Below are 23501 nucleotides of genomic sequence, written 5' to 3'. Positions count from 1 at the left end.
ATTCATGCGTGCGGACGTTCGTTGGACATATTTAGTTTATGGATGATCGTTTTTCTTATTGCGTTAACTGGTTTTTTTGTTGCTTCAGAGTTTGCAATTGTAAAAGTGCGTCCATCGCGCATTGATCAATTAATTGAGGAAGGGAACAAAAAAGCAGTAGCAGCAAAACATGTCATCACTCATTTAGATGAGTATTTATCTGCAAATCAGCTTGGTATTACAATGACATCACTCGGGCTTGGTTGGCTCGGGGAACCGACAGTGGAACAAGCGCTTCGTCCGCTTTTTGAGCAGTTTCATGTATCTCCATCATTTTCTCATGGGGCTTCATTTATTGTGGCATTTGCAACGATTACGTTCATTCATGTTGTTATTGGTGAATTGGCCCCGAAGACGATTGCGATTCAAAAAGCGGAAGCGATTACGCTATGGACAGCGCGTCCGCTCATGTTATTTTATCGAGTCATGTATCCATTTATTTGGTTATTAAACGGATCTGCCCGCTTAGTTGTTCGTTTATTTGGGTTCCAGTTATCTAGTGAGCAAGAATTGGCTCATTCTGAAGAAGAATTGCGCCTTCTTTTATCAGCGAGTTATAAAAATGGAGAAATTAATCATACAGAATATAAATACGTGAATAACATTTTTCGTTTTGACGATCGTGTGGCAAAAGAAATTATGGTTCCGCGCAAAGAAATTATTGCGTTAGATGTCAACGATTCCATGGACCACGTGTTACAAACCATTCGCGAAGAAAAGTATACACGTTATCCTGTCATTGATGGTGATAAAGATCACATTCTTGGATTAGTGAACGTAAAAGAGTTATTTACTGATCTTGTTGTGAACTGCCAAGAGCGAAAACAGTTGCGCGACTATATTCGTCCAATTATTCAAGTGATTGAAACGATCCCTATTCAAGATTTGCTTGTAAAAATGCAAAAAGAACGCATTCATATGGCCATTTTAGTTGATGAATATGGCGGAACGTCTGGTTTAGTGACAGTCGAAGATATTTTAGAAGAAATTGTTGGAGAAATTCGAGATGAATTCGACATAGATGAAGCTCCGCTCATTCAAATGATCGATGACAACCGTGCAATCGTTGATGGAAAAGTGCTCATTAGTGAGATTAACGATTTATTCGGTTTAGAAATTGATGATACAGACGTTGATACGATTGGGGGATGGATGTTAACGGAGCGTTATAACATTCGTCCTGGAGAGCAAATTGAGTTTGGTAATTACGTCTTTAAAGTCGTGCAATTGGACGGTCACCATGTGAAAAAAATTGAAGTGACACGTCGTCCATCGCCAGTAGATGTGGTGGCGAACATGAATGAAGAGGCTGCGTTATAATAACGCGCCTCTTTTCATATGACCGAAAATTGTTTCATCAGGTAATGCCGAGCATGTGATGAGCTCTTTTGTAAATGGATGAGGAAACGATAAGGAGAACGCATGTAACGCTTGCCGATTCATCCACGGTTTTCCTCCATATAATGTATCGCCAACTAACGGATGACCGATATGGCTCATATGCACACGAATTTGATGCGTTCGTCCTGTATCGAGAGTGAGGCGAACGAGCGACACATGTTTTTGTTTGTCATATTCGAGCCGTTCATAGTGCGTAATCGCTGTATCTCCTGTTTTCGATACACGTCGTCTTGTTGGATGGTGTCGATCACGCCCGATTGGTGCTTCGATCGTTCCTTTTTTCTGTTTTACATATCCATGAACAAGCGCAATATACGTGCGACGAATGGTTCGTTCGGCTAAATATTTATCAAGAATAGCCCCAGCAAGTGCATGTTTAGCGAATAAAATGACACCGCTTGTATCGCGATCGAGCCGATGAATATGACGGACTTTACTGTGTATTCCTTCACATTGAAAATGGAATGCGACGGCGTTTGCTAATGTATTCGTCTGATTTGGTTGTGTTGGATGAACATCCATATGTGCAGGCTTGTTAATGACAAGTACATGATCGTCTTCAAATACAACATGAAGCGGTATGTATGTCGGAACCGGTTCGATTTGTTCTTCTTTTATACGAACACGAATGCGATCGTTCGGCGAAATGATCGTATGAAAAGGAACGATGTTGTCATTGATTGATACACCTTTTGTCATTCGCCATTCATGTAACATTTTTTTAGGAACGAACCATTTCGTTTGGAATGCTTGTTCTAGTGACAAGCCTTCCCATGATGATGGCGCTTCAAATACGAGCCAATTCCCTTTTTTTTGTACATTCATTCGTCTCACTCTTTCTATACAATAAATTACCAACACTAAAACAGGAGTTGGTGTGTTACAATTTCGTTATAGATTAGGAAAAGAAATGGAAAAAGGTGAGGCAATTGAAAACCGTCTATGTTGCTACGGAAGAGCAAAAGCAATATATTCATTCGCTTATTGAACAGTTTTATACGTGTATTTTTCCAAAATATTTTACGGATGATGAAATTGAAACATTTCAATCGCTCGGCATATTAAGATTCGAATCTTCCGCATATGACGGAACGTTGAAAGAGGCATTTACGATTATTTCTGCATTACAATCGTTACAAGCCATCATTGAGTTTATTTCATTCCATCGTCATTCAGCTGATTATGAACAGCTTTTTCAGCGCAATATTGAACAGCTCGAACAGCATGGCATTAGTTTTCCACTTACTCTTGAACATTTTTTGCATCAAAAAGATGAGTATATAAGCATGTATATGAAGCCTGTTCACACTTGGGTGATGTAAAAAAGCCTTCAAAACGAAGGCTTTTTATTTGATCTGTTCAAACCACTTGCGGAATACGTCTTCTTCATAGTATCCTTCAATGCGCGCCACTTCTTTGCCATTTTTGAAGTGAACAATTGTCGGCGTTGCCTCGATATGATACTCGTCCCAGCCTTCTTCAAATTCCAAAAGGTTAAATTGCTTTAAATCAATTCCCATTTCTTTTGACAACGGAGCGACAATTGGCGTTGTCTTTTTACAAAATTCGCATGTTGAACTATAAAAGTAAACAGTGATCGTCTTCTTATCGTTTAATGCTTCTTTTAATTCATCTGGTAAAATAATGTTTTGATAGTTCGGATCATCAAGAAGATCGATCGTAGCTGGGTGCAATTCTTCCTTTCCAAATGGATTGCCTTCAGCTTTTTGTTTTTGTGTATACGATGTAATCCAAGCGAGCGCACTAAATAAAGCGATGATAATACCTCCAAAAATAAGCAACTTTTTCATATGTATTTCCCTTCTTTCTCCATTCGAATGACGCGATAACTAATAATGCTGATGAAAACAAAGGCAATTAGCGCTAAAAGGGGAATGGTAATAAACCCAAGCCAGTTCAAATAATCTCCCGTACATGGCACAATGCTACATGACGGAGCAGTGTCGTGAAAAAACGGTACTTTTTGAATTAAATAATGATATGAAGAAATTATGCCACCAATGATCGACAACATAAGCGTATAACGAGCGAGTATAAACTCTTTTCGCACGACGGCCATGCCGAGCAAAAACACTTGCGGATACATAAAAATGCGCTGATACCAACAAAGTTCACATGGGATAAATTTCAATACTTCAGAAAAATAAAGACTCCCAAGTGTAGCAATTAGCGCAACAATCCAAGCGGCCAATAAATGATTTTCTTTCCGCGTCATGATTCCACCTTCTTATTTTTTACTCTTTGTTCATTATAGTACATGGAAAGAAATGATGTAAATTCCGACTACATTTTACTTACATAATGAACGATTGAACGTACACAATAAGAAGCGAAAGGGGAGGATCATGTTGAATTATACAGTTGAATCAATTATGACGCGTCAAGTGGCAACGGTCACACCAGATCAATCTGTTCAAGAGGCAGCACAGCTGATGAACGAACATAACGTCGGTGCGATTCCTGTTGTTGAAAACGGAAAAGTCAAAGGGATGATCACTGACCGTGATATTACTCTTCGTACGACTGCGCAAGGGTTAACCCCCTCAACGCCTGTTTCACAAGTCATGACAAGCAATGTCGTGACAGGTACACCGAACATGAGCGTTGATGAAGCAGCAAAAGTGATGGCGAAAAACCAAATTCGTCGCTTGCCGATCGTACAAAATAATGCCCTTTGTGGTATTGTTGCACTTGGGGATATTGCTACAAACCAAGCGTACGATGAAGCAGCAGAACAAGCGCTATCTGAGATTTCCGAACCTTCATATCATTAAACGGAGAAAGGGGCTTCTTTTAAAGGAGCTCCTTTTTATAATTAATTAAAAGTATAAAATTTTGGATTTAGGGAGCTGTCTAGCTCCAAGCGCCATCGGCTCGAGTCGCTCCGCCCCACACTGCGGCGACGACACATTGAGATACTTCAGTGATATTACCCACGCAGAAACAAGCGACCGCTTGGTTTGAGCTCTCCTCGGTGGGGCTTGTGCGCTCTTCGCCGATAGGCGGGCGCTTTGCGCTTTTCGTATTAAAAAAGGAATTTGTATAAAAAGACGAGAATAAGTTACAATGAGCAACGGATATGGAGGGATAAATATGACTTGGAAAATGGTGTACGAACGCTGGAAACAGGCACAGTTAGATGAAGAATTGCGTTCAAACTTACAACAACTAGAGAAAGATGAAAAATTGTTAGAAGATTGTTTTTATAAAACGTTAGAGTTTGGTACAGGAGGTATGCGTGGGGAAATCGGACCGGGAACGAACCGTATGAACATATATACGGTGCGAAAAGCATCGGCAGGGTTAGCGAGGTACATCGAATCATTTGGCGAGGAAGCGAAGAAACGAGGGGTTGTAATCGCCTATGATTCGCGCCATAAATCGCAACAGTTTGCGATGGAAGCTGCAAAAACGCTTGCGACCCATGGCATTCAAACGTACGTATTTGATGAGCTTCGCCCGACGCCAGAGCTTTCGTTTGCTGTAAGACATTTACATGCTTTTTCGGGCATTGTCATCACGGCTAGCCACAACCCACCAGAGTATAACGGCTATAAAGTATACGGAGAAGATGGTGCACAGTTGCCGCCACATATTGCTGATGTCGTCATTGAACATGTCAATGCGATTGAAAATGAATGGGAACTTGCAGTTGAACAAGAAGACGTATTAAAAGAAAAAGGATTGATTCAAATCATTGGTGCAGAGATTGATGATGCATACATACAAAAGTTAAAAACGATCTCCCTTCGCCCAGAACTTTCCCATGAAGTCGATGTAAAAGTTGTCTTTACACCGCTTCATGGCACAGCAAATAAGCTTGTGCAACGCGGACTAAAAGAATTTGGCTATGAAAACGTATTTGTTGTGAAAGAACAAGAACAACCGGATCCGAATTTTTCAACCGTACAATCACCAAATCCAGAAGAGCACGCAGCGTTTGAGTTAGCGATTAAGCTTGGAAAACAAGTGGATGGGGACGTGTTAATTGCGACAGATCCTGATGCCGATCGTTTAGGGATTGCGGTAAAAAATGACAAAGGGGAATACGTCGTTTTAACGGGCAATCAAACAGGTGGATTGTTGCTTCATTACATTCTTTCACAAAAGAAAGAAAAAGGGATATTGCCGTCAAATGGGGTTGTGTTCAAAACGATCGTCACATCTGAATTTGGTCGTGCGATTGCCAAGTCATTTGGGATCGAGACGATGGATACATTGACAGGGTTTAAATTTATCGGTGAAAAAATTAAACAATACGAGCAAACAGGGGAGTATATATTCCAGTTTGGTTACGAAGAAAGTTACGGTTATTTAATTGGTGACTTTGCTCGCGATAAAGATGCGATTCAAGCAGCATTACTTGCTGTTGAAATGTGCGCGTTTTACAAAAAGCAAGGCTTATCTTTATATGAGGCGCTGATGCAATTGTTTGAACAATACGGATATTATCAAGAAGGGTTGCGTTCACTCACACTGAAAGGAAAAGAGGGGGCGGAGCGAATCGACGCACTACTGGCGACATTTCGTAATGAACCGCCAGCCGTTGTTGCTAATCAACGCGTTGTGATTCGTGAAGACTATAAGGTAAGTGAGCGCGTATATGCAGATACGGGTAAGAAAGAAACGATCCATCTACCCAAGTCGAACGTCTTAAAATATGTGCTAGAAGATGGATCATGGTTTTGTGCGCGTCCGTCTGGCACAGAGCCAAAAATGAAATTTTATTTTGGTGTCAAAGGGCGAACGCTCGCCGAAGCGAAGCAACAGTTAGAGCAATTAGAAACAGCGGTCATGGAGCGAGTATATGTGTTAACGGCTGATAAGGTATAATGCCTTATCAGTTGTTTTTTAAATGAGGAACGAGTAACATAGAATCGACAACGTAGAAAGGGTGATTTTCATTTGTTACAAGGACAAGTGGCTATTGTGACAGGTGCATCGCGCGGGATTGGTTTAGCGATTGCACATAAGTTGGCAGAGCAAGGAATGAAGCTCGTATTAATTGGCAGCTCCCCGGATATTCACCGCGTCAACGAGCAATTAAAAGACGTAAAAACGTTTCAAGCGGACGTATCAAACGAGCAACAAATGAACGAAGTGGTCGAAGCGACCATCGCTACATTCGGCCGCATTGATTTACTTGTGAATAATGCGGGTATCGGTGTATTTAAACCTGTAGAGGAAACGACAGTCGAAGAATGGAAGCGACTATTTGAAGTAAATGTACAAGGGGTATTTATTGGGACAAAAGCCGTCCTTCCACACATGAAAAAGCAACGTTCGGGAACGATTATTACGATTTCGTCTGACGTTGGTCGGTATACGATTGCGAACGGTTCCGCATATACAGCGACGAAATATGCCGTTCAAGGATTTTCGGGAAGTGTAGCACAAGAAGTGCGTTCATACGGCATTCGCGTTGGTACAATTAATCCTGGAATGGTTGATACATACTTCGCCAACTCTACGCAAGGATTGCCTGAAAAAGCAGAATGGCTGAAGGCAGAAGACGTTGCTGAAGCGGTCGTTTATATGGCGAGTGCCCCGAAACATATGTTAGTGGATGAAATTGTATTACATCCGCTCATTCAAACGTATCCCGTCATATAAAAAGCGAAAGGAGATCATCCCTTTCGCTCTAATTATATTCCATCGTAAGCGTCGGCTCTTGTTCATATACGTCTAACGCATGATCGATGTAACGTAACAATGCGTTCAATCGCTTTTGGACGACAGTATAATCTTTTTCGAAGTTGTATGCATGAAGAAACTGTTCAATTTTTTTTGAAAGTAAATCGTCTTTTGTGCGTACCATAAGAATGAGTAAATGATCCCATTCCGATCGGTACGTATAATAAAGCGCCTTGTCGTAATCGGCTGTATGCACTGCAAACCCTCCTTATCGTGAGGAGCTATATGTAGTTTATGAAAAAACGGTCATTTTTCTCGCTGTAAATGTTGTGCGATTTGGCAGAGGAGAGTTGGACATGAATAAACACGTTGTGTATTATGAATCACCGATCGGTTGGTTACAAATCGTTGGAACGAATGACGGAATTGAGCGGATTGATGTCGTTGAACAAGGTGGAGATCAGAACGAAAAAGTGGCGGAGCCCCTCATGCAATCGCTAGAAGAAATTGAACAATATTTCCAAAAGAAGCGAACGTCGTTTTCGATTCCGTTACGGGTGAGTGGCACACCGTTTCAAATGCGTGTATGGGAAGCGTTACAAACGATTCCCTATGGACAAACGGTTTCATATGCTTATATTGCCAAACAAATTGGTCAACCGAAAGCGGTGCGAGCCGTTGGCAATGCTGTCGGTAACAATCCGATCACGATCGTCATTCCTTGTCACCGTGTCATTCGCACGGGTGGAGAACTTGGTGGATACGCGTGGGGAATAGAGCGAAAAAAATGGCTACTTGAGCACGAAACGCGCTGAAAGTTCAGCGCGTTTGCCCCAATAGCCATTTCGCGTAAGGTGAATCGGCTGGTAAAATGACGACCGTATCTTCGCCGATCGTCGTTTTATACGATTCGAGCGTACGGTAAAACGAATAAAATTCAGCATCCTTTGCAAATGTTTCGTTATAAATACGCGCTGCTTCTTGTTCGCCTGCTGCGCGAATACGTTCAGCATCCGCTTGCGCTTTGGCGAGCATTTCTTTTACTTCGCGGTCTGTTTGAGCAATAATACGCTGTTTTTGAGCATCTCCCATTGATAAATATTCTTGCGCTTTTGATTCGCGTTCAGAAATCATGCGTTTATAAACAGACTGTTCGTTTTCCTCCGGCAAGTCAATGCGTTTCATGCGTACATCGACGACACGAATACCGTAACGGTCTTGTTGTAACAGCTCGTTTACTTTTGCAGTTACTTCATCGTTTAAGCTGCCGCGTGATGACTTCTCATCATTAATAATTTCATCGTAATTTAACCGTCCAAGCTCGGTGCGGACAATGGAGAAAATAAATTCATCCATTTTTGATTCTGCATTTTCCAATGTCCGAGCGTTTTGAATCATCTCTTTCGGATTTGTAATTTCCCAAATGGCGTAATGGTTGACGAGAATTCGCTTTTTATCTTTTGTATTAATTTCCGCTTCCGCGACGTCATAAAAGATTTGGGCTTTCGGCAATGATGTCACGCTTTGAATAAAAGGAATTTTAAAGCGTAATCCGGGCGTTTGATCGATGCGAACAATTTCGCCAAATTGACGTACGACTTTATATTCATTTTCATGAACGATGTATATATTTGTTAAAATAACGATAAGTAAAATAAGTCCAATGCCGCCACTAATGATAAACCGAAACCATTTCTTCGGAAGTTTATCTTTCAAGGTGATGATGTTTTGATCGTCTTGGAAGTTTGTCATTCATTACCACTCCCTTGTTCTTTCTTTTTCTCCGTCGTTTGTTTTTCGATCGGTTGAATTGGTAAATATTTTAGCGTATTGCCATCGTCGTTCATAATGTAAATGCGCGTGTACGGTAGGACTTGTTCAAGCGTTTCAATCATTAGTCGCTGTTTTGTAATGTCTTTCGCGTTTTTATATTCTTCGTATAAGGCGTTAAATTTGGCGACATCCCCCCGTGCTTTTTCAATCCGCGCTACTTTATCAGCTTCGGCTTGGGAAATGAGGGCGTCTTTTTCCCCTTCGGCTTCTTTCGTCCGTTTGTTGCGATATTTATTCGCTTCGTTAATTTTTGTATTCATCGTCTCACGTGCATCAGTAACGTTTGTAAATGCTTTGCGCACTTCGTCATTTGGCAAGTCAACGTCTTGTAACTTCACAGCTAAAATCGAAATACCAATATCATACTTTTTCATTAATGCGGTCAGTGACTCGCGCACATCTGCTTCAATTTTCGCTTTGCCCGACGTTAATGCATCATCAATTTTTGAGCTACCGATGACGCTACGTAAAGAAGCAGATGTCGCATTATATAAAATTTGTTCCGGTTCGTATGAACGATAGAGAAATTTCGCAGGGTCAGTAATTTTCCATTGTACGACCATATCAGCGAGGACAATATTTTCATCGCCGGTGATCATTTTTGTATCCCCTTTGTTTGAGGCGACGACTTTTCCGTTTTCCTCTTTGTATCCAAACTGTAAACTAAACGTTTCGCGCGATAACGTTTCTACTGTTTGAATCGGCCAAGGAAGTTTAAAATGTAGTCCGGGTGTCGTCACTTCCTCATCGATTTTACCAAACGTTAAAATAATCGCTTGTTCTGACTCATCGACGGTGTACCATGATGTTAATGCAACGACAAGAAGAAAAAGACCAGCCATTGTCCCGATGATCATTCCTGTAACTGAACGTTTCCCCATATAAACCCACCTTTCTTGTTATTTATATGTATGTACGGAAAAAAAAGAAAAAAGTTTCAATAAAAGAGCTACTAATTGGTTGAGTGAATTCATACGGTTTTAAAAATATATGTAAGAGAGTTACATTAATTTATCATTGCCATGTAACTATTCAGCCACATCATAAAGTGAGCTGAATATTTTTTGTATTTCTTGTCTATGATGTGAATATTGATAGACAAGGAGGTGAATCGCATGTTGACGGTACAACAAGCTGTATTTACAGTTGAGAGCTTAATCGGCAAAGTTCAACAACAGAAACAGCTCATTCATCAACTCGTTCAAGAAAATGAACATTTGCGTCACGAAAACAAACAGCTGCGCAAAGAAAATGAACAACTCAAGTATCGCGTTCAAGAGCTGGAAGCACGCACGAAAAAAAACAGCTCCAATAGCCATTTGCCTCCATCTTCTGACCGTTTTCACACCCATTCTTCTCGCAAGCCATCTGGCAACAAACCAGGCGGACAAGAAGGGCATCAAGGAACGACGCTCCATCAAGTGGAACATCCACATCATCGTGTGAACGCGTGTCAAGGATGTGGGGCTTCTTTGCGTGAGGTCAAACCGTTCAAAATCGATGTCCGTCAAGTGTTTGATCTCCCTCCCGTGACGATCGAAGTGACACAACATGAACGTGAAGTGAAATCCTGCCCACATTGCCGATGTGTTCAACAAGCCGAATTCCCATCCCATGTCACGAATCATGTGCAATATGGTCCACGGCTCACGGCGCTCGCTGTATATTTGCACCATATCCAATTGATCCCTTACAAACGTTTGAGTGATACGATCGAAGCATGATATCAACACTCAATCAGTACAGGAACCCTTGCCAATATGGTGAAACGAGGACGCGAAGCGCTAGAATCGAATATGGACATCATCGAAGACGCCTTACTTGAATCCAACATCCTGCATGTCGATGAAACGAGTTTGCGCATGGATGGGAAACTCGCATGGGTGCATGTTGCGTGTACATCGAAATATACGTACTTGGCTCCTCACGTTTCTCGCGGAAAGAAAGCGACCGATGACATTGGGATTCTTCCCCGATATCAAGGAACGATGATGCACGATGGGTTCGGTACGTATCCAAAATACACGCAAGCCACCCATGCCCTTTGTCACGCCCATCATTTGCGTGAGTTAAAAGGCTTCATCGAACAAGGGCATACATGGGCATCGCGCATGACCACGTTTCTGTTAGCCGCCAAACAAGCCGTCGAAGCCCATCACGATGCACTTTCCGAAAAAGAAGCGAAACGATGGGAACGAGTGTATGATCGCATGCTAGAAAGAGCACAGCACCGATTGGAAACGAAGACGCCTCTTCCGAAAAAAGCACTCGCTTTTGTTCGACGGCTTCAGAAACGAAAGGAAGAAGCGCTGCGTTTCTTACGTGAAGTGCATGTTCTCTTTGACAACAACCAAGCCGAACGCGATCTTCGCATGGTCAAAGTCAAAGAGAACATTTCGGGTACGTTTCGCGAAGAAACATTCGCCCAGTCGTTTTGCATCACAAGAAGCATCGTTTCCACACTGACGAAACACGAAAAAAACGTGTGGGACTCGTTATGTCTTCTGTTGACAGGCGAAACGATAGATCGTGTTCTTTCTACCACTTAGTGCATTTTCTATCACGGGGATGCCCTATTTGTGTTGCGCTTCTTTACATACTACTATTGGGGTGAATAGTTACTCCGTTCTTATCACCGAACAAACTGGCACGATGACAAGCAGAGCAAATACTGCCATCTAAAACAAAACCACAACTTATATATATACATGCACCTTAAAACCATGAATACATGCACCTTAAAACCATGACTTCTGTATGAACCCCTTTTTTCATGGCTATACTGCTCCTAAATACTCATGTGTAAAAGGAGCGGAAAGGACATGAAACGTCTAAAAATCACAAATGATCACGGCTGGACGCCTCGAACCCTTCGGAAACAAGAACGGAAAATCAAAGATGCTTCCCTTCGCGTTCGGGTGACCGCTGTTCGTCTTGTCATGGAAGGTCATCTTGGCAAAGATGTGGCCAAAATGGTCAATCTGTGCCGTCAATCCGTTGTCCTCTACGTTGCACGTTTTAATCAAGGTGGGCTCGATCATCTACTCGATCGTCGTTTGCCACCTAGTCGCGTGCCCTTTCTGACGGAAGAACAACAACAAGAAATTAGACAACTCGTGTTAACCACCACACCTGTAGATGTTGGCTGGGGCATTGCTTCATCATGGAACACGCGTATTTTACAATCTTACATCCATACCTATGGCGTTTCGATGTCACGTGAAGGCATTCGTAAGTTATTGCATCGTCTTCGTTTGTCATGGACACGTCCGACTTATAAGCTTGTGAAAGCGAATCCAGAACATCAAGCTGCTTTTCAAAAGGAACTCGAATTTATAAAAAAAACTAATTACCGAGAATGCCATGCTGTTTTATGTGGATGAGACACATGTTCGCGCTTATCAAGCGCTACGTACCACATGGGCAGAAGTAGGGAATCAAAAACAAGTGCCAAGCTATGGTCATCATGACCACGTTTCCATTTTTGGCGCCGTCGATGTTCAACAAGGCGATGTGGTTTTCCATCGTGCTTCATCTGCCAATGCCGAAACGTTCCTGGACTTTTTGCGCCGATTGAAAGAGAAATATACGGACCGATTCCTCGTGCTTGTGTTGGACAACGCACGCATTCATCATGCCAAGATGGTGCAAGCCTTTCTTGATGGCGAGGAAGGCGATGCGTTTCATTTCATCTTTTTGCCACCGTATTCTCCACAGTTGAACCCAATTGAACGGCTATGGAAGTGGTTGAAAGATGAAGTGATTGCCAACGTTTTTCACAAGGATCAAAACGACATTGCCCAATCCATTACTCGTTTCGAACAGTACGTTCTACAACACCCGGATGAGGTGTTGCGTCGCATCGGGTGTACTGCGTAAATCAGAGGTTAAAATGTCAATTTGGATGTATATAGTTACATTGTATTTAATAGATGACAGCCTTCCACTGAACACCTGTATATAATGAACCGTAGTAATTAGATGTTGTACTTACAGTATATGTAGCTGTCCAAATTGTATTAGCACCTGTTGTTCCAGTATGGGTTACGGTAGTGTTATTGTAAAAACTTCCATTTATAACGTAATAATAACCAGTTGGCTCTAAATCGACCTGTATAGTTCCTTGGAAATACTTACTTCCTGCTTGAAATTCCTGTAACATTGGTTTAGTATTAACATCTACCCATCCAAAAGAGCCATCCCTGCAAGCTTTTACTATAACAATTAATTTGGCATTATAGCTGTAAACTTTGTGTGTAGTTGAAGTTTCATGCCAAGTACATGTTGAACTAGCGATTTTCATTACATGCTGTTTATCGATAAATTCGGCTTCAACATTTGGATTTTCTTTCATAACCTGTTCAACTGATTTTCCAGTTATTTCTGCTGTTCTCTCAACAGCTTGTTCATATGTTAACTCGACATGATAGTCTTCATCAGAATCCCTAATCTTATCTAATTCTTCATCAGTCATAGGAGTGAATACATCGCTCTCCTTTAATTCAACAAATTTTCTAATATCATTATTTTCTTCTGCATAAACTTGGTTGTTGATTGGGGCTAAATTTGACAAAATGAATAATAAAAAAATTGATAACTAGGATATTTTTCATTATTTACCTCCATATAAAAAATTAAGTTTTTAAGCTATCATTTGGATAGCAACTAATATAATACTAACAAATAAAATACAAAAAAAAACTATTTTTTATAATTATGGTTATTGGTATAATGTAATTGTTTTGATTATCATTCATTTAGGAGGGACTTATGAGAAAACTATTCATAATAGTTATATTAATGTTCTCTGTTTCGTACTTGATCAACAAAGCAAATGAGGGAGCAAATTTTCATTCGCCAGTTTATTTAGGGCGAGAACTAAAAATTGGGGTTGTTGGAGATATTCCTAAGATTAGGGAAAAGAATGTTTCTTTCATTCAAATGTCACTGGAAGACGTTTTGCAAAAAAAATTTGTTACAAAGGTGGATAGTGTATTTATCACCAAAAAATACTTAAGAGAAGCAGCTGAGCCACAGTATGCTAAAATTTATTGGGAATCCCCTATTCCATTTGTTTTTATTGATTCTGAAAAGGTCTATTTGGCGTTTCTTGATGACCAATTAAGTTATGAAGACGCTCACATCATAAAATCGAGGGACTATGTGGTAGGATTTTATAGAGATACATACTTTGGTATAGGACTTTACAATAATATTAGGAATGAAAAAACTATTCAAGATTGCTATTCTCGACTATTTGTCATTATAGAACGTTTTAAGAACACAGGTAAGATTTTAATTAAATAAATGCTGTGACACAGGCTTTATGTAATTACTCAGAGAAAGAACAAAAAGTTTACATAAAATGTAAACTTTTTGTTAATTGTTTAATCAATAGCTCATATATATTTTCGTTGTACGTTTCGTCCGTCGTATGTGAACAGCGTTTGCTTGTTTTCGATGATTGTTTCCATATGAACGGCGCGCCCCCAAAGTTGATAAATGTACGGAAGCACTTTTTCTAAATATTTGACGTCTAGTTCAATGCCTTCGTACGAATGTTTTAAATATAGCTCCCCGTTGCGCATGTAGTCGCCGTCATTGACTGTAATATATGGAAATCCCCCGTTGACGCGCATGTTTACGAGCTGATCGCGCACGTGTTCCCAATGTTTATCAACAATTTTATAGTCTTTTCCTTGTTTTTGGAACAAATACATATCTTCTCGCATGACGAGTTCTTTTGTTAAATAGTTACGCAAAAAGGAGATGTCAGATTCTAGCTCGCGTACTTCAAATATTTTTGCACGTCCTGAACCTGGTTTGACGCCAAGTTTTTTCATTTCTTCTGTCGGATTGTCCCAACGCTTTTCAATATCTTCAAAAATTTTCAATCCTAAGTAATACGGATTAATACCCGTTCGGGAAGGTTGAACAACGCCAGCATTTAATTTAGCAAATTCAATCGCTTCATCGCTCGTTAAATCCATTTCACGTAAAATACGTTGATGCCAGTACGTTGCCCAGCCTTCGTTCATAATTTTCGTTTCGAGCTGCGGCCAAAAATAAAGCATTTCTTCACGCATCATTGTTAAAATGTCGCGCTGCCATTCTTCAAGCTCACGGCTATATTCTTCAATAAACAATAGTAAATCTTTTTCTGGTTGCGGAGGAAATTTTCTTCGTTTTTTTCGCGTTTGTGGTGCTTTTTTCTTTTCATCAAGCGACCATAAATCGTCATATGGCGACGGTTTTGGTGTTTCATCATCTTCCTCGTATATTTCCGTATCAGCAATCGTCCATGAAAGCTTTGGTCGAAGAAGCGAAGGGTCAATATGCTCTTGAATGGCTAATACAGCGTCTAAAAACTTTTCGACTTCTTGTTTCCCGTATTCGTGCTCATAATGCTTAATTCGTTCCGCTGTTGCCGCCATGCTTTCGACCATGTCTCGTTTTGTGTTGCTGAAGCGAACGTTATTTTTAAAAAAGTCGCTATGAGCAAGGACGTGTGCGACAATTAATTTATTTTGAATAAGCGTATTTGTATTTAATAAAAAGGCGTAGCACGGATCGGAGTTAATGACAAGCTCGTAAATTTTACTTAATCCAAGATCATAGTGAAGTTTCATTTTATGAAATTGTTTCCCAAAACTCCAATGTGAAAAACGTGTCGGCATGCCGTATGCTCCAAATGTGTAAATAATATCAGCTGGGCAAATTTCATAGCGCATTTCATAAAAGTCAAGCCCAAACCCTTCGGCAATTTCCGTAATTTCCGCGATGGCTTTTTCTAATGCTTTTTGTTCATCTCGTTTCATCGCACTCCCTCCTTATGACAATGTATGAGCGAGCACATCATTTGATACGTCAAGAATGATTCATTGACTTTATATTTTCTTTCATGTATATTTAACTATGTTAAATATTTATATTGTTAAAAAAGGTGGGATGTGTATGGAGCAAACGCCGTTCACCGCACTTGTTGAACGATTAGAGCATGCGTTTTCGTTAGCCCTTCGCAAATTGGCAGCTGACTTAGCTAAGGAGGAAATTGGCTTAACGAAACCGCAGTTTTTTATTTTAAACTTGTTGTCGAAGCGTGGGAAATGTACAGTGAGCGAATTGGCGGACGAAATGTTTGTCAAACCGAGCGCCATTACGACAATGATTGATCGCTTATATAAAAGCGGATTTGTATTACGCGAACGAGATGACGAAGATCGTCGCGTCGTGTATGTACAATTGTCTGAAAAGGGGAAAGAAATGCTTCAACATGCACGGGCGGAGCGAAGAAAAATTATTGAGCGTTATTTAAGCCAATTACAATTCGATGAACTTGAACAGTTTGTCTATATTATCGAAAAAATTGCTGCGATAAATGAGAAAGAGGAGAAGTGAGATATATGAAAGAACAAGCAGCGATACAAACAAGTATTGCAAATATACAACAAAAACGAGGTATTTTAATTACCGGATTACTTGTGGCGATGTTGTTTGGGGCACTCGATGGCACGATCGTTGGCACAGCGTTGCCTCGCATTGTTGGCGAGCTTGGTGGATTAAGTATGATGGCATGGCTAACAACCGCATACATGCTCACATCAACAACGATTGTCCCGATTGCAGGGAAACTTGCTGACTTATTTGGGCGAAAGTCGATCTATGTTTCAGGATTAGCGATTTTTATTATTGGTTCAGCGTTATGTGGCATGGCGGATACGATGACTCAGCTCATTATTTTCCGCGCCATTCAAGGCATTGGGGGAGGCATTATGATGCCGATGGCGATGATTGTCATCGGTGATTTGTTTACAGGAGCAGAGCGCGCAAAATGGCAAGGTGTGTTCGGTGGCGTATTTGGCTTGGCATCTATTCTCGGTCCGCAAGTCGGTGGATGGATTGTTGATTCGTTAAATTGGCGCTGGGTGTTTTATATTAACCTTCCTGTTGGTGTGTTGGCGATTGTGCTCATTTCAATCGGTTTGCATAATCATCGTATAGTTGAGCGAGTAAAGCTTGATTTAGCCGGCATGTTTACAATGGTTGTCGCGGTTGTTTCGTTATTGCTTGCTTTAACGTTTGGTGGCGATAAATACGATTGGATATCGTGGCAAATCATTTCTTTATTAGCTAGCTCTGTCGTTTTTTTTAGCTTATTTGTATTTGTTGAACGAAAAGCAGAAGAGCCAATTATGCCAATGCATTTATTAAAAAATAAAACATTTGTTGTGCTTAATAGTGTCGGCTTTTTTATGTCTGTCGGTATGTTTGGAGCAATTATGTTCGTGCCACTCTTTATGCAAGGCATTATCGGCATGAGCCCATCCGAATCAGGAACGATGATGTTTCCGATGATGTTTGCGCTCATTATTGCAAGCATGATCGGCGGACGACTTGTACAAAAAATTGGCGTTCGTCCGCAAGTCATTGTCGGAATGGTGCTTGTGGCGCTCGGCTTTTTCTTATTGTCAACGATGAACGTCGATACGAATAAGTGGACCGCGATGTTATTTATGGCAACGCTCGGTTTTGGACTAGGATTTGTCAATCCGGTCATTACATTAGCGTTACAAGAAGTATTTCCAAAATCGCAGCTCGGTATTGTGACATCATCGAGTCAATTTTTCCGTCAAATTGGTGGAACGTTTGGGGCAACGTTGTTAGGAGCGATTATGAACCATCGTTCGAAAGATTTATTAGAAGCGAAGTTTCTTCCGCTGTTAGAGAAATTACCAGCACAAGCGCATGCGATGACGGATTCATTTAAACAACTCGTTGAATCGAATCCACAAAGTGTATATTCAGTCATTTTAAATCCGGATACGTTAAAAAACATTCCACAACAAATGCAACAAATGTTTGTACCTGTATTAAAACAAACGCTCGTTGATGCGTTAAGCGATGTGTTTTTATATGGGTTAATTTTTGTTGGCATCGGTTTTGTTTTTGCAATGTTCATCGGCCGCATTACAATTTCTCGTACGCACAATAAAACGGCTCCAATGGAATAAATATAAAAGCAAACGATCGCCAAAGCGGTCGTTTACTTTTATAATATAAAAAAGTGAAACGTTTGCACAGATAAAACGAAATTTTTTATGAAAAAGTGCAACTTCCTCTTTAAACAAAGCAATTTGTATATTAACATGAAAGAGTAATAATCATTGAAAGCGATTTATTTTGAGTCAATTGAGGAGGATTTCATGTGAAAAGAGCTTGGTGGAAAGAAGCGATTGCATATCAAATATATCCAAGAAGCTTTATGGATTCAAATGGAGACGGGATTGGTGATTTACAAGGGATTATCCAAAAGCTTGACTATTTAAAAGACCTTGGAATCGATGTCATATGGATTTGTCCGATTTATAAATCGCCAAATGCAGATAATGGCTATGACATTAGCGATTATCAAGACATTATGGAACAGTTTGGAACGATGGAAGATTTCGATCAGTTGCTTGAAGAAATTCATAAACGCGACATGAAAGTCATTTTAGATCTTGTTATTAACCATACGAGCGATGAGCATCCATGGTTTATTGAATCGCGCTCATCACGCGACAATCCAAAGCGCGATTGGTACATTTGGCGCGATGGGAAAAACGGCAAAGAGCCAAACAACTGGGAAAGCATTTTTGGCGGTTCAGCGTGGGAGTATGATGAACAAACCGATCAATATTATTTGCACGTGTTTGCGACGAAGCAACCGGATTTAAATTGGGAAAATGAAGATGTTCGTCGCGCGTTATATGATATGATTAACTGGTGGCTTGATAAAGGCATTGATGGGTTCCGTGTTGATGCAATTTCACATATTAAGAAAAAAGAAGGACTCCCTGATCTACCAAATCCAAAAGGACTTGACTATGTCCCTTCGTTTGATGGACATATGAATCAAGAAGGGATCATGGACTATCTTCGTGAACTCAAAGCGCAAACGTTTGCGCGTTATGACATTATGACAGTCGGCGAAGCGAACGGAGTAACGGTCGAGGAAGCAGAAGATTGGGTCGGTGAAGAAAATGGCATTTTTAATATGATTTTTCAGTTTGAACATCTTGGACTTTGGCAAAAAGGAACAGATGGCGGTGTTGATGTTCGGAAATTAAAGCGGGTATTAACAAAATGGCAGAAGGGATTAGAAGGTGTTGGGTGGAATGCGCTATTTCTTGAAAATCATGACCAGCCGCGTTCCGTATCGACATGGGGAAATGATGAACAATATCTTGTTGAAAGCGCCAAAGCGTTAGGGGCATTATATTTTCTCATGCAAGGGACACCGTTTATTTACCAAGGACAAGAAATCGGCATGACGAATGTGCGGTTTGAAACGATTGATGAATATGACGATGTCGCTATTAAAAATTATTATCGCATTGAGCGAGCTAAAGGTCGTTCACACGAAGAAGTGATGCAATGGATTTGGAAAAACGGCCGCGATAATTCACGCACACCGATGCAATGGTCGGATGAAGAAAATGCCGGATTTACGACTGGAACACCGTGGATTGGTGTGAATGAAAATTATAAACAAATTAACGTCAAAAAGCAGTTAAACGAACCGAACTCTGTACTAAACTTTTACAAGCGCATGATCCAACTAAGAAAACAACATGAAGTATTTGTTTACGGAACATATGATTTAATATTAGAAAATCATAAAGCGATTTATGCATATACGCGTACACTCGGCGAAGAAAAAGCGATCGTCATCGTGAACTTAACAGACCGTAAAACGATGTATCGCTATGATTCGTTGAAATTAAATAGCGAGCAATTGGTGCTAGCAAACTACGATGTGAAGCCGCATAAACATGCAACACGCTTTACATTGCGTCCGTATGAAGCGCGCGTATATTTGATGAAATAACGAAATCCCCTTTTCCGATATGGAAAAGGGGATTTCACATTTCTTTCACTTACTTTTCAAACTTCTCCCATTTTCATATTTTACATTTACATTTGTAAAACATGAATGAAGTTGGAGGAATACAAATGAAAAAAACGCGCAATTTGCACTTATGGATTGGACTCATTTGTTCTGTATTTTTACTTTTGGAAGCGGTGACAGGATTGTTGTTAACAGAGCGTTGGTTAATGGGAATGGGCGGGCATTCGCATGGAAATCATGAGCATGCGCATGGTGATGGACATGGACATGCACAGTTACATATGATCGATGCGGTAAAAAAAGCGAGTGAATCCGGTGCGTTTTCAATGGATGAAGTTGGTGTCGTGATGAATCATGGGATGTATATGGTACGGCTAAACGATAAAGATGGGACGTTAGTGACGATTGCGCCAGACGGTACAGTTGTGAAAAAAGAAGTGAACAAATTCGCCTCGTTTGTCCGTGCGATTCATGTTGGGAAACTTGGGATTTGGAATCGTCTCATCATCGATGCAGCTGCCATTTCCATTATCATTTTAACAGGGACGGGTATTTATTTATCTGTGAAAATTTTACGTGCACAAGCGAAAGCGAAACAACGAAAATCGGTGGCATAAACAAAAAGCACTTCGCATCAATGGTTGGTGCGAAGTGCTTTTTAACTAATTCGTTTTGTTGACGATTGTTGAATTTTTCCTGTTCCGTTGCAAGTCGAACATGTTTTATAAAGCGACAAACAAACTTTTATTTTCTTTTTCCCAAAACATTTTGGGCAAATCGTTTTCAATGCCATCGTAATCACCTCACAAAAAGAAAGCGTTTTCAATTATAGTATATCTCACTTTTACGAGATGTGTGCATCGAGATTTTGTCCATTTTAAAACAGGTTGGCGTGCACCAACCTGTTACTTACGAGAATGTACTTCATAAATGGCAAACTTCAAATAATCTCCTTCATCAGCCGCAAGCAGTTTCGGATGGTCATACCCTGCACCGCTCCAATGAATTTGACGTAAAATTTTCTTTGCATCAAACGCGGCTTCCGCAACCATTGCTTGAAACATATCAGGATGCACATGGTACGAGCAGCTTGCCGTCACGAAAAAGCCGCCGTCTTTGACGAGCTTTAAGCCGTTTAAATTAATGTCTTTATAGCCAGCAAGCGCCTTTGGCACCGCATGAGCGGATTTTGCAAACGCTGGTGGGTCAATAATGACAACGTCCCATTTTTTTCCCTCATGCACACATTCACGTAAATAGTCAAACGCGTTTGCAACGACGAAATCGACGTTTGTAAATCCGTTTAACTCGGCGTTTCGCTTTGCAGTTTCAATGGCGTGTTCGGAAATATCGACAGCGGTCACATGTTTTGCCCCATATAAGCAGGCGTTTAACATAAATGAACCTGTATGTGTAAAGCAATCGAGCACGGTCGATTCGCTTGTAATAAGCGGCTTGATCGCAGCACGATTTTGACGTTGATCGAAGAAAAACCCTGTTTTTTGCCCGTTTTCAATGTCGACAATATATTTCACGCCGTTTTCTTCAATTTGTACGTTCGTATCGCACGTACCGTACCAAAATCCTTTTTCTTGTTTTAATCCTTCTAATTCGCGCACGTGGACGTCGTTGCGTAAATAAATCGCTTTCGGTTGAAAAACGTCAAGAAGTGCTTGTAAAATCCATTCTTTTCTTTTTTCCATGCCAAGCGATAAAATTTGCACAACGAGCACATCTTCGTATTTATCGACAATGAGCCCAGGTAAAAAATCGGCTTCACCATAAACGGCGCGACATGAACGAACGCCCGGAATCATGCGCTCGCGATACGCCCACGCTTGACGAATGCGGTTCATAAAAAATTGCGCATCTAATTCATCGTTTGGATTTTGCGTCAGCACGCGCACGATCATTTGTGATTTTGGGTTAATATATCCTTTCGCTAAAAAGTGACGTTGGTGGTTATATACGTTGACGAAATCACCCGGTTCAAAATCTCCTTCAATATAATCGACTTCGCTTTGAAACACCCACGGATGTCCAAGCTCGAGCCGCTTTTTTCTTTTTCGCTTTAAAAATACATTTGCCATACATCCCACTCCTGACTATATATTCGCTACTTTAGCATACAGGAAGAAAACGATGCGCGCAAATATGGATAAAAATATTTGACAATTCAATGAAATATGCTAATATTAGTGACAAAGTGAATGATACAAATGTATTCCACTAGGGGGGCCTTTAGATAGGCTGAGATCAAAGTGTGCCTTTGAGACCCTTAGAACCTGATCTGGATCATACCAGCGTAGGGAAGTGGAGACGGTGCGAAGTGTGTCTATATGTCAATTTCCATCGTTTACAACCACTTTCTTTGCGCAAAAGAAAGTGGTTTTTTATTTTTCTTAAGGGGGAGAGGAAATGTTGTTTTCAGAACAGTTGCGCAAAGCTGTCGATCCGATTTGGGAAGCGAGCTTTCATCATCCGTTTGTGAAAGAGCTCGGAGAAGGAACGCTTGATTTACGTTGTTTCCGGTATTATGTATTACAAGATTCATATTATTTGACACACTTTGCGAAAGTGCAAGCGCTTGGCGGAGCGATGGCGGATGATTTACAAACGACCGCAAGCATGGCGAATCATGCGCAAAATACGTATGAAGCTGAGCTTCGTCTACATGAAACATTTATGAAAGAGCTCGGTATTACAGAAGAGGAAAAGGCGTCATTTGTTCCTGCACCAACCGCGTATGCATACACGTCACATATGTATCGGGCAGCGTTTGCGGGACACTTTGGCGATGTATTAGCGGCTATTTTACCGTGCTATTGGTTGTATTACGAAATTGGTGAGAGGTTAAAGCATTGCCAGCCGAATCATCCGATTTATGCGAAATGGATTGAAGCGTATGGCTCCGATTGGTTTAGACAGCTTGTCGAACAACAAATTGCGCGCTTAAATGACATTGCGAAAACGGTAAGTGAAAAAGAGTTGGAGCGAATGAAGCAACATTTTTGGATCAGCAGTCAGTATGAATATTTATTTTGGGACATGGCGTACAAATTAGAACGTTGGCCAATTGAAGAGGAGGATGTTTATGCAAACGAAAGGGCTTAAATTAACAGACGTATTAACGACTGTTGTGGTGGCTATTGTGTTTGGTATTGTGTATAAAGTGTGGGGACCGCTTTACTATGCAGTAAAACCGCTTGGGCTTCATCTCGATCAACTTATTTATGGGATGTGGTTTATTGCCGCAACTGTTGCGTATTTATTGATTCGTAAGCCAGGGGTGGCGTTGCTTGCGGAAGTCGCGGCTGCATCAGGGGAGTTTTTAGCTGGTTCCGAATGGGGACTAGAAGTGCTATTTTACGGTTTTGTGCAAGGATTGCTTGCTGAGCTTGTATTCGCTGCTTTCCGTTATAAACGTTTTGATGTGGCAGTTGTATCGCTTGCCGCTGTTGGTTCGACGATCGCTTCCCTCGTTCTTGATTTTTATAAAGGATATATTGACCAATTAGCATGGTGGAATTTAACGTTATTTATCGGTGCGCGTTTCGTTGGAGCGATTATCATTGCTGGCGTATTTGCTTATTCGCTTGTAAAAGCGCTCGAAGCGACAGGTGTGACGCAACTGTTGCGCCCGACGACAAAAGAAGATTACGACTCGCTTGATAAATAGAAG

General features: G+C 40.8%; 25 protein-coding genes, 1 pseudogene and 1 riboswitch. Of the genes and pseudogenes, 16 read left to right on the top strand and 10 right to left on the bottom strand.

What is annotated here, in order from left to right:
* The first annotated feature begins 21 nt into the window (after positions 1 to 21).
* The gene (locus HNQ84_RS10410; RefSeq protein ID WP_435622088.1) at positions 22 to 1359 is read left to right on the top strand and encodes a hemolysin family protein; all 1338 of its coding nucleotides are present in this window, start codon (positions 22 to 24) and stop codon (positions 1357 to 1359) included.
* Here the strand turns inward: HNQ84_RS10410 and HNQ84_RS10405 are convergent.
* Complete coding sequence (locus HNQ84_RS10405) at positions 1354 to 2265, bottom strand: RluA family pseudouridine synthase (RefSeq protein ID WP_435622075.1); 912 nt, start codon at positions 2263 to 2265, stop codon at positions 1354 to 1356. The genes HNQ84_RS10410 and HNQ84_RS10405 overlap by 6 nt on opposite strands.
* Positions 2266 to 2360: 95 nt before the next feature.
* On the opposite strand from HNQ84_RS10405, the gene HNQ84_RS10400 reads away from it, so the two are divergent.
* Positions 2361 to 2762 carry a DUF5365 family protein gene (locus tag HNQ84_RS10400; protein WP_435622074.1) on the top strand — a complete coding sequence of 134 codons (402 nt, stop codon included), beginning with the start codon at positions 2361 to 2363 and terminating at the stop codon, positions 2760 to 2762.
* A 24-nt stretch (positions 2763 to 2786) separates the two neighbouring features.
* Here HNQ84_RS10400 and HNQ84_RS10395 read toward each other — a convergent pair whose 3' ends face one another.
* Entirely contained in the window at positions 2787 to 3251 is a 465-nt protein-coding gene (locus HNQ84_RS10395; RefSeq protein WP_435622073.1) for a thioredoxin family protein, read from the bottom strand.
* On the bottom strand, positions 3248 to 3676 hold the full coding sequence (locus HNQ84_RS10390; RefSeq protein ID WP_435622072.1) for a disulfide oxidoreductase: 429 nt from the start codon (positions 3674 to 3676) through the stop codon (positions 3248 to 3250). The genes HNQ84_RS10395 and HNQ84_RS10390 overlap by 4 nt, the downstream gene beginning before the upstream one ends.
* A gap of 130 nt (positions 3677 to 3806) precedes the next feature.
* On the opposite strand from HNQ84_RS10390, the gene HNQ84_RS10385 reads away from it, so the two are divergent.
* From HNQ84_RS10385 to HNQ84_RS10375, 3 genes are all read left to right on the top strand, one after another.
* Positions 3807 to 4235, top strand: a complete 429-nt coding sequence (locus tag HNQ84_RS10385) for a CBS domain-containing protein (RefSeq protein WP_435622071.1) — start codon at positions 3807 to 3809, stop codon at positions 4233 to 4235.
* A gap of 319 nt (positions 4236 to 4554) precedes the next feature.
* Positions 4555 to 6294, top strand: a complete 1740-nt coding sequence (locus HNQ84_RS10380) for a phospho-sugar mutase (protein ID WP_435622070.1) — start codon at positions 4555 to 4557, stop codon at positions 6292 to 6294.
* Positions 6295 to 6366: 72 nt separating this feature from the next.
* A complete protein-coding gene (locus HNQ84_RS10375) occupies positions 6367 to 7074 on the top strand; it encodes an SDR family oxidoreductase (RefSeq protein WP_435622069.1) in 708 nt (235 codons plus the stop codon).
* Positions 7075 to 7102: 28 nt separating this feature from the next.
* On the opposite strand, the gene HNQ84_RS10370 is transcribed toward HNQ84_RS10375, so the two are convergent.
* Positions 7103 to 7351 (bottom strand): YhdB family protein, encoded by a 249-nt coding sequence (locus HNQ84_RS10370; protein WP_032100915.1) that lies wholly within the window; start codon positions 7349 to 7351, stop codon positions 7103 to 7105.
* Between the two features lie 100 nt (positions 7352 to 7451).
* Between HNQ84_RS10370 and HNQ84_RS10365 the strand changes: the two genes are divergently transcribed.
* Entirely contained in the window at positions 7452 to 7910 is a 459-nt protein-coding gene (locus HNQ84_RS10365) for a methylated-DNA--[protein]-cysteine S-methyltransferase (protein WP_032100914.1), read from the top strand.
* A gap of 4 nt (positions 7911 to 7914) precedes the next feature.
* On the opposite strand, the gene hflC is transcribed toward HNQ84_RS10365, so the two are convergent.
* Together hflC and hflK are read right to left on the bottom strand one after the other, a co-directional pair.
* Positions 7915 to 8847 carry a protease modulator HflC gene (gene hflC, locus HNQ84_RS10360; protein ID WP_435622068.1) on the bottom strand — a complete coding sequence of 311 codons (933 nt, stop codon included), beginning with the start codon at positions 8845 to 8847 and terminating at the stop codon, positions 7915 to 7917.
* Positions 8844 to 9809: an FtsH protease activity modulator HflK gene (gene hflK, locus HNQ84_RS10355; protein ID WP_435622067.1), complete on the bottom strand. Its 966-nt coding sequence runs from the start codon at positions 9807 to 9809 to the stop codon at positions 8844 to 8846. Before hflK ends, hflC begins: the two co-directional genes overlap by 4 nt.
* A 234-nt stretch (positions 9810 to 10043) precedes the next feature.
* Here hflK and tnpC point away from each other — a divergent pair.
* The 3 genes and pseudogenes from tnpC to HNQ84_RS10340 all read left to right on the top strand — a co-directional run bounded on the left by tnpC (position 10044) and on the right by HNQ84_RS10340 (position 12807).
* Positions 10044 to 11477: pseudogene (gene tnpC, locus HNQ84_RS10350) on the top strand (IS66 family transposase).
* Between the two features lie 273 nt (positions 11478 to 11750).
* Complete coding sequence (locus HNQ84_RS10345) at positions 11751 to 12311, top strand: helix-turn-helix domain-containing protein (protein WP_435622066.1); 561 nt, start codon at positions 11751 to 11753, stop codon at positions 12309 to 12311.
* Positions 12292 to 12807 (top strand): IS630 family transposase, encoded by a 516-nt coding sequence (locus HNQ84_RS10340; RefSeq protein WP_435622065.1) that lies wholly within the window; start codon positions 12292 to 12294, stop codon positions 12805 to 12807. The genes HNQ84_RS10345 and HNQ84_RS10340 overlap by 20 nt, the downstream gene beginning before the upstream one ends.
* A 46-nt stretch (positions 12808 to 12853) precedes the next feature.
* On the opposite strand, the gene HNQ84_RS10335 is transcribed toward HNQ84_RS10340, so the two are convergent.
* Positions 12854 to 13402, bottom strand: coding sequence for a hypothetical protein (locus HNQ84_RS10335; RefSeq protein ID WP_435622064.1), 549 nt, complete (start codon positions 13400 to 13402; stop codon positions 12854 to 12856).
* 296 nt (positions 13403 to 13698) lie between these two features.
* Here HNQ84_RS10335 and HNQ84_RS10330 point away from each other — a divergent pair, with 296 nt between their 5' ends.
* A complete protein-coding gene (locus tag HNQ84_RS10330) occupies positions 13699 to 14235 on the top strand; it encodes a hypothetical protein (protein ID WP_435622063.1) in 537 nt (178 codons plus the stop codon).
* A gap of 92 nt (positions 14236 to 14327) precedes the next feature.
* On the opposite strand, the gene HNQ84_RS10325 is transcribed toward HNQ84_RS10330, so the two are convergent.
* Complete coding sequence (locus tag HNQ84_RS10325; protein ID WP_183248296.1) at positions 14328 to 15746, bottom strand: SpoVR family protein; 1419 nt, start codon at positions 15744 to 15746, stop codon at positions 14328 to 14330.
* A 136-nt stretch (positions 15747 to 15882) separates the two neighbouring features.
* Here HNQ84_RS10325 and HNQ84_RS10320 point away from each other — a divergent pair, with 136 nt between their 5' ends.
* The 4 genes from HNQ84_RS10320 (at position 15883) to HNQ84_RS10305 (ending at position 20436) form a co-directional block, all read left to right on the top strand.
* On the top strand, positions 15883 to 16326 hold the full coding sequence (locus tag HNQ84_RS10320) for a MarR family winged helix-turn-helix transcriptional regulator (RefSeq protein WP_183248299.1): 444 nt from the start codon (positions 15883 to 15885) through the stop codon (positions 16324 to 16326).
* A gap of 5 nt (positions 16327 to 16331) precedes the next feature.
* Positions 16332 to 17939 (top strand): MDR family MFS transporter, encoded by a 1608-nt coding sequence (locus tag HNQ84_RS10315; protein ID WP_435622062.1) that lies wholly within the window; start codon positions 16332 to 16334, stop codon positions 17937 to 17939.
* A gap of 194 nt (positions 17940 to 18133) precedes the next feature.
* Complete coding sequence (locus tag HNQ84_RS10310; protein WP_435622061.1) at positions 18134 to 19798, top strand: glycoside hydrolase family 13 protein; 1665 nt, start codon at positions 18134 to 18136, stop codon at positions 19796 to 19798.
* Between the two features lie 125 nt (positions 19799 to 19923).
* A complete protein-coding gene (locus tag HNQ84_RS10305) occupies positions 19924 to 20436 on the top strand; it encodes a PepSY domain-containing protein (RefSeq protein WP_435622060.1) in 513 nt (170 codons plus the stop codon).
* 41 nt (positions 20437 to 20477) lie between these two features.
* On the opposite strand, the gene HNQ84_RS10300 is transcribed toward HNQ84_RS10305, so the two are convergent.
* Together HNQ84_RS10300 and HNQ84_RS10295 are read right to left on the bottom strand one after the other, a co-directional pair.
* The gene (locus HNQ84_RS10300) at positions 20478 to 20612 is read right to left on the bottom strand and encodes a hypothetical protein (RefSeq protein WP_435622059.1); all 135 of its coding nucleotides are present in this window, start codon (positions 20610 to 20612) and stop codon (positions 20478 to 20480) included.
* Between the two features lie 112 nt (positions 20613 to 20724).
* Positions 20725 to 21909 (bottom strand): class I SAM-dependent rRNA methyltransferase, encoded by a 1185-nt coding sequence (locus HNQ84_RS10295; RefSeq protein ID WP_435622058.1) that lies wholly within the window; start codon positions 21907 to 21909, stop codon positions 20725 to 20727.
* 131 nt (positions 21910 to 22040) lie between these two features.
* Positions 22041 to 22148, top strand: a riboswitch (TPP riboswitch).
* A gap of 89 nt (positions 22149 to 22237) precedes the next feature.
* Between HNQ84_RS10295 and tenA the strand changes: the two genes are divergently transcribed.
* On the top strand, positions 22238 to 22933 hold the full coding sequence (gene tenA / locus HNQ84_RS10290; protein WP_435622057.1) for a thiaminase II: 696 nt from the start codon (positions 22238 to 22240) through the stop codon (positions 22931 to 22933).
* Positions 22908 to 23498: an ECF transporter S component gene (locus tag HNQ84_RS10285; RefSeq protein WP_032100903.1), complete on the top strand. Its 591-nt coding sequence runs from the start codon at positions 22908 to 22910 to the stop codon at positions 23496 to 23498. The genes tenA and HNQ84_RS10285 overlap by 26 nt, the downstream gene beginning before the upstream one ends.
* The last annotated feature ends 3 nt before the right edge of the window (positions 23499 to 23501 follow it).

The sequence above is a fragment of the Anoxybacillus eryuanensis genome, assembly GCF_051200995.1.
In the GTDB taxonomy this organism is placed as follows: Bacteria; Bacillota; Bacilli; order Bacillales; family Anoxybacillaceae; genus Anoxybacillus; species Anoxybacillus tengchongensis.
The sequence above is the reverse complement of the archived record's forward strand: the minus strand, read 5'-3'. Positions and strand labels throughout refer to the sequence as shown.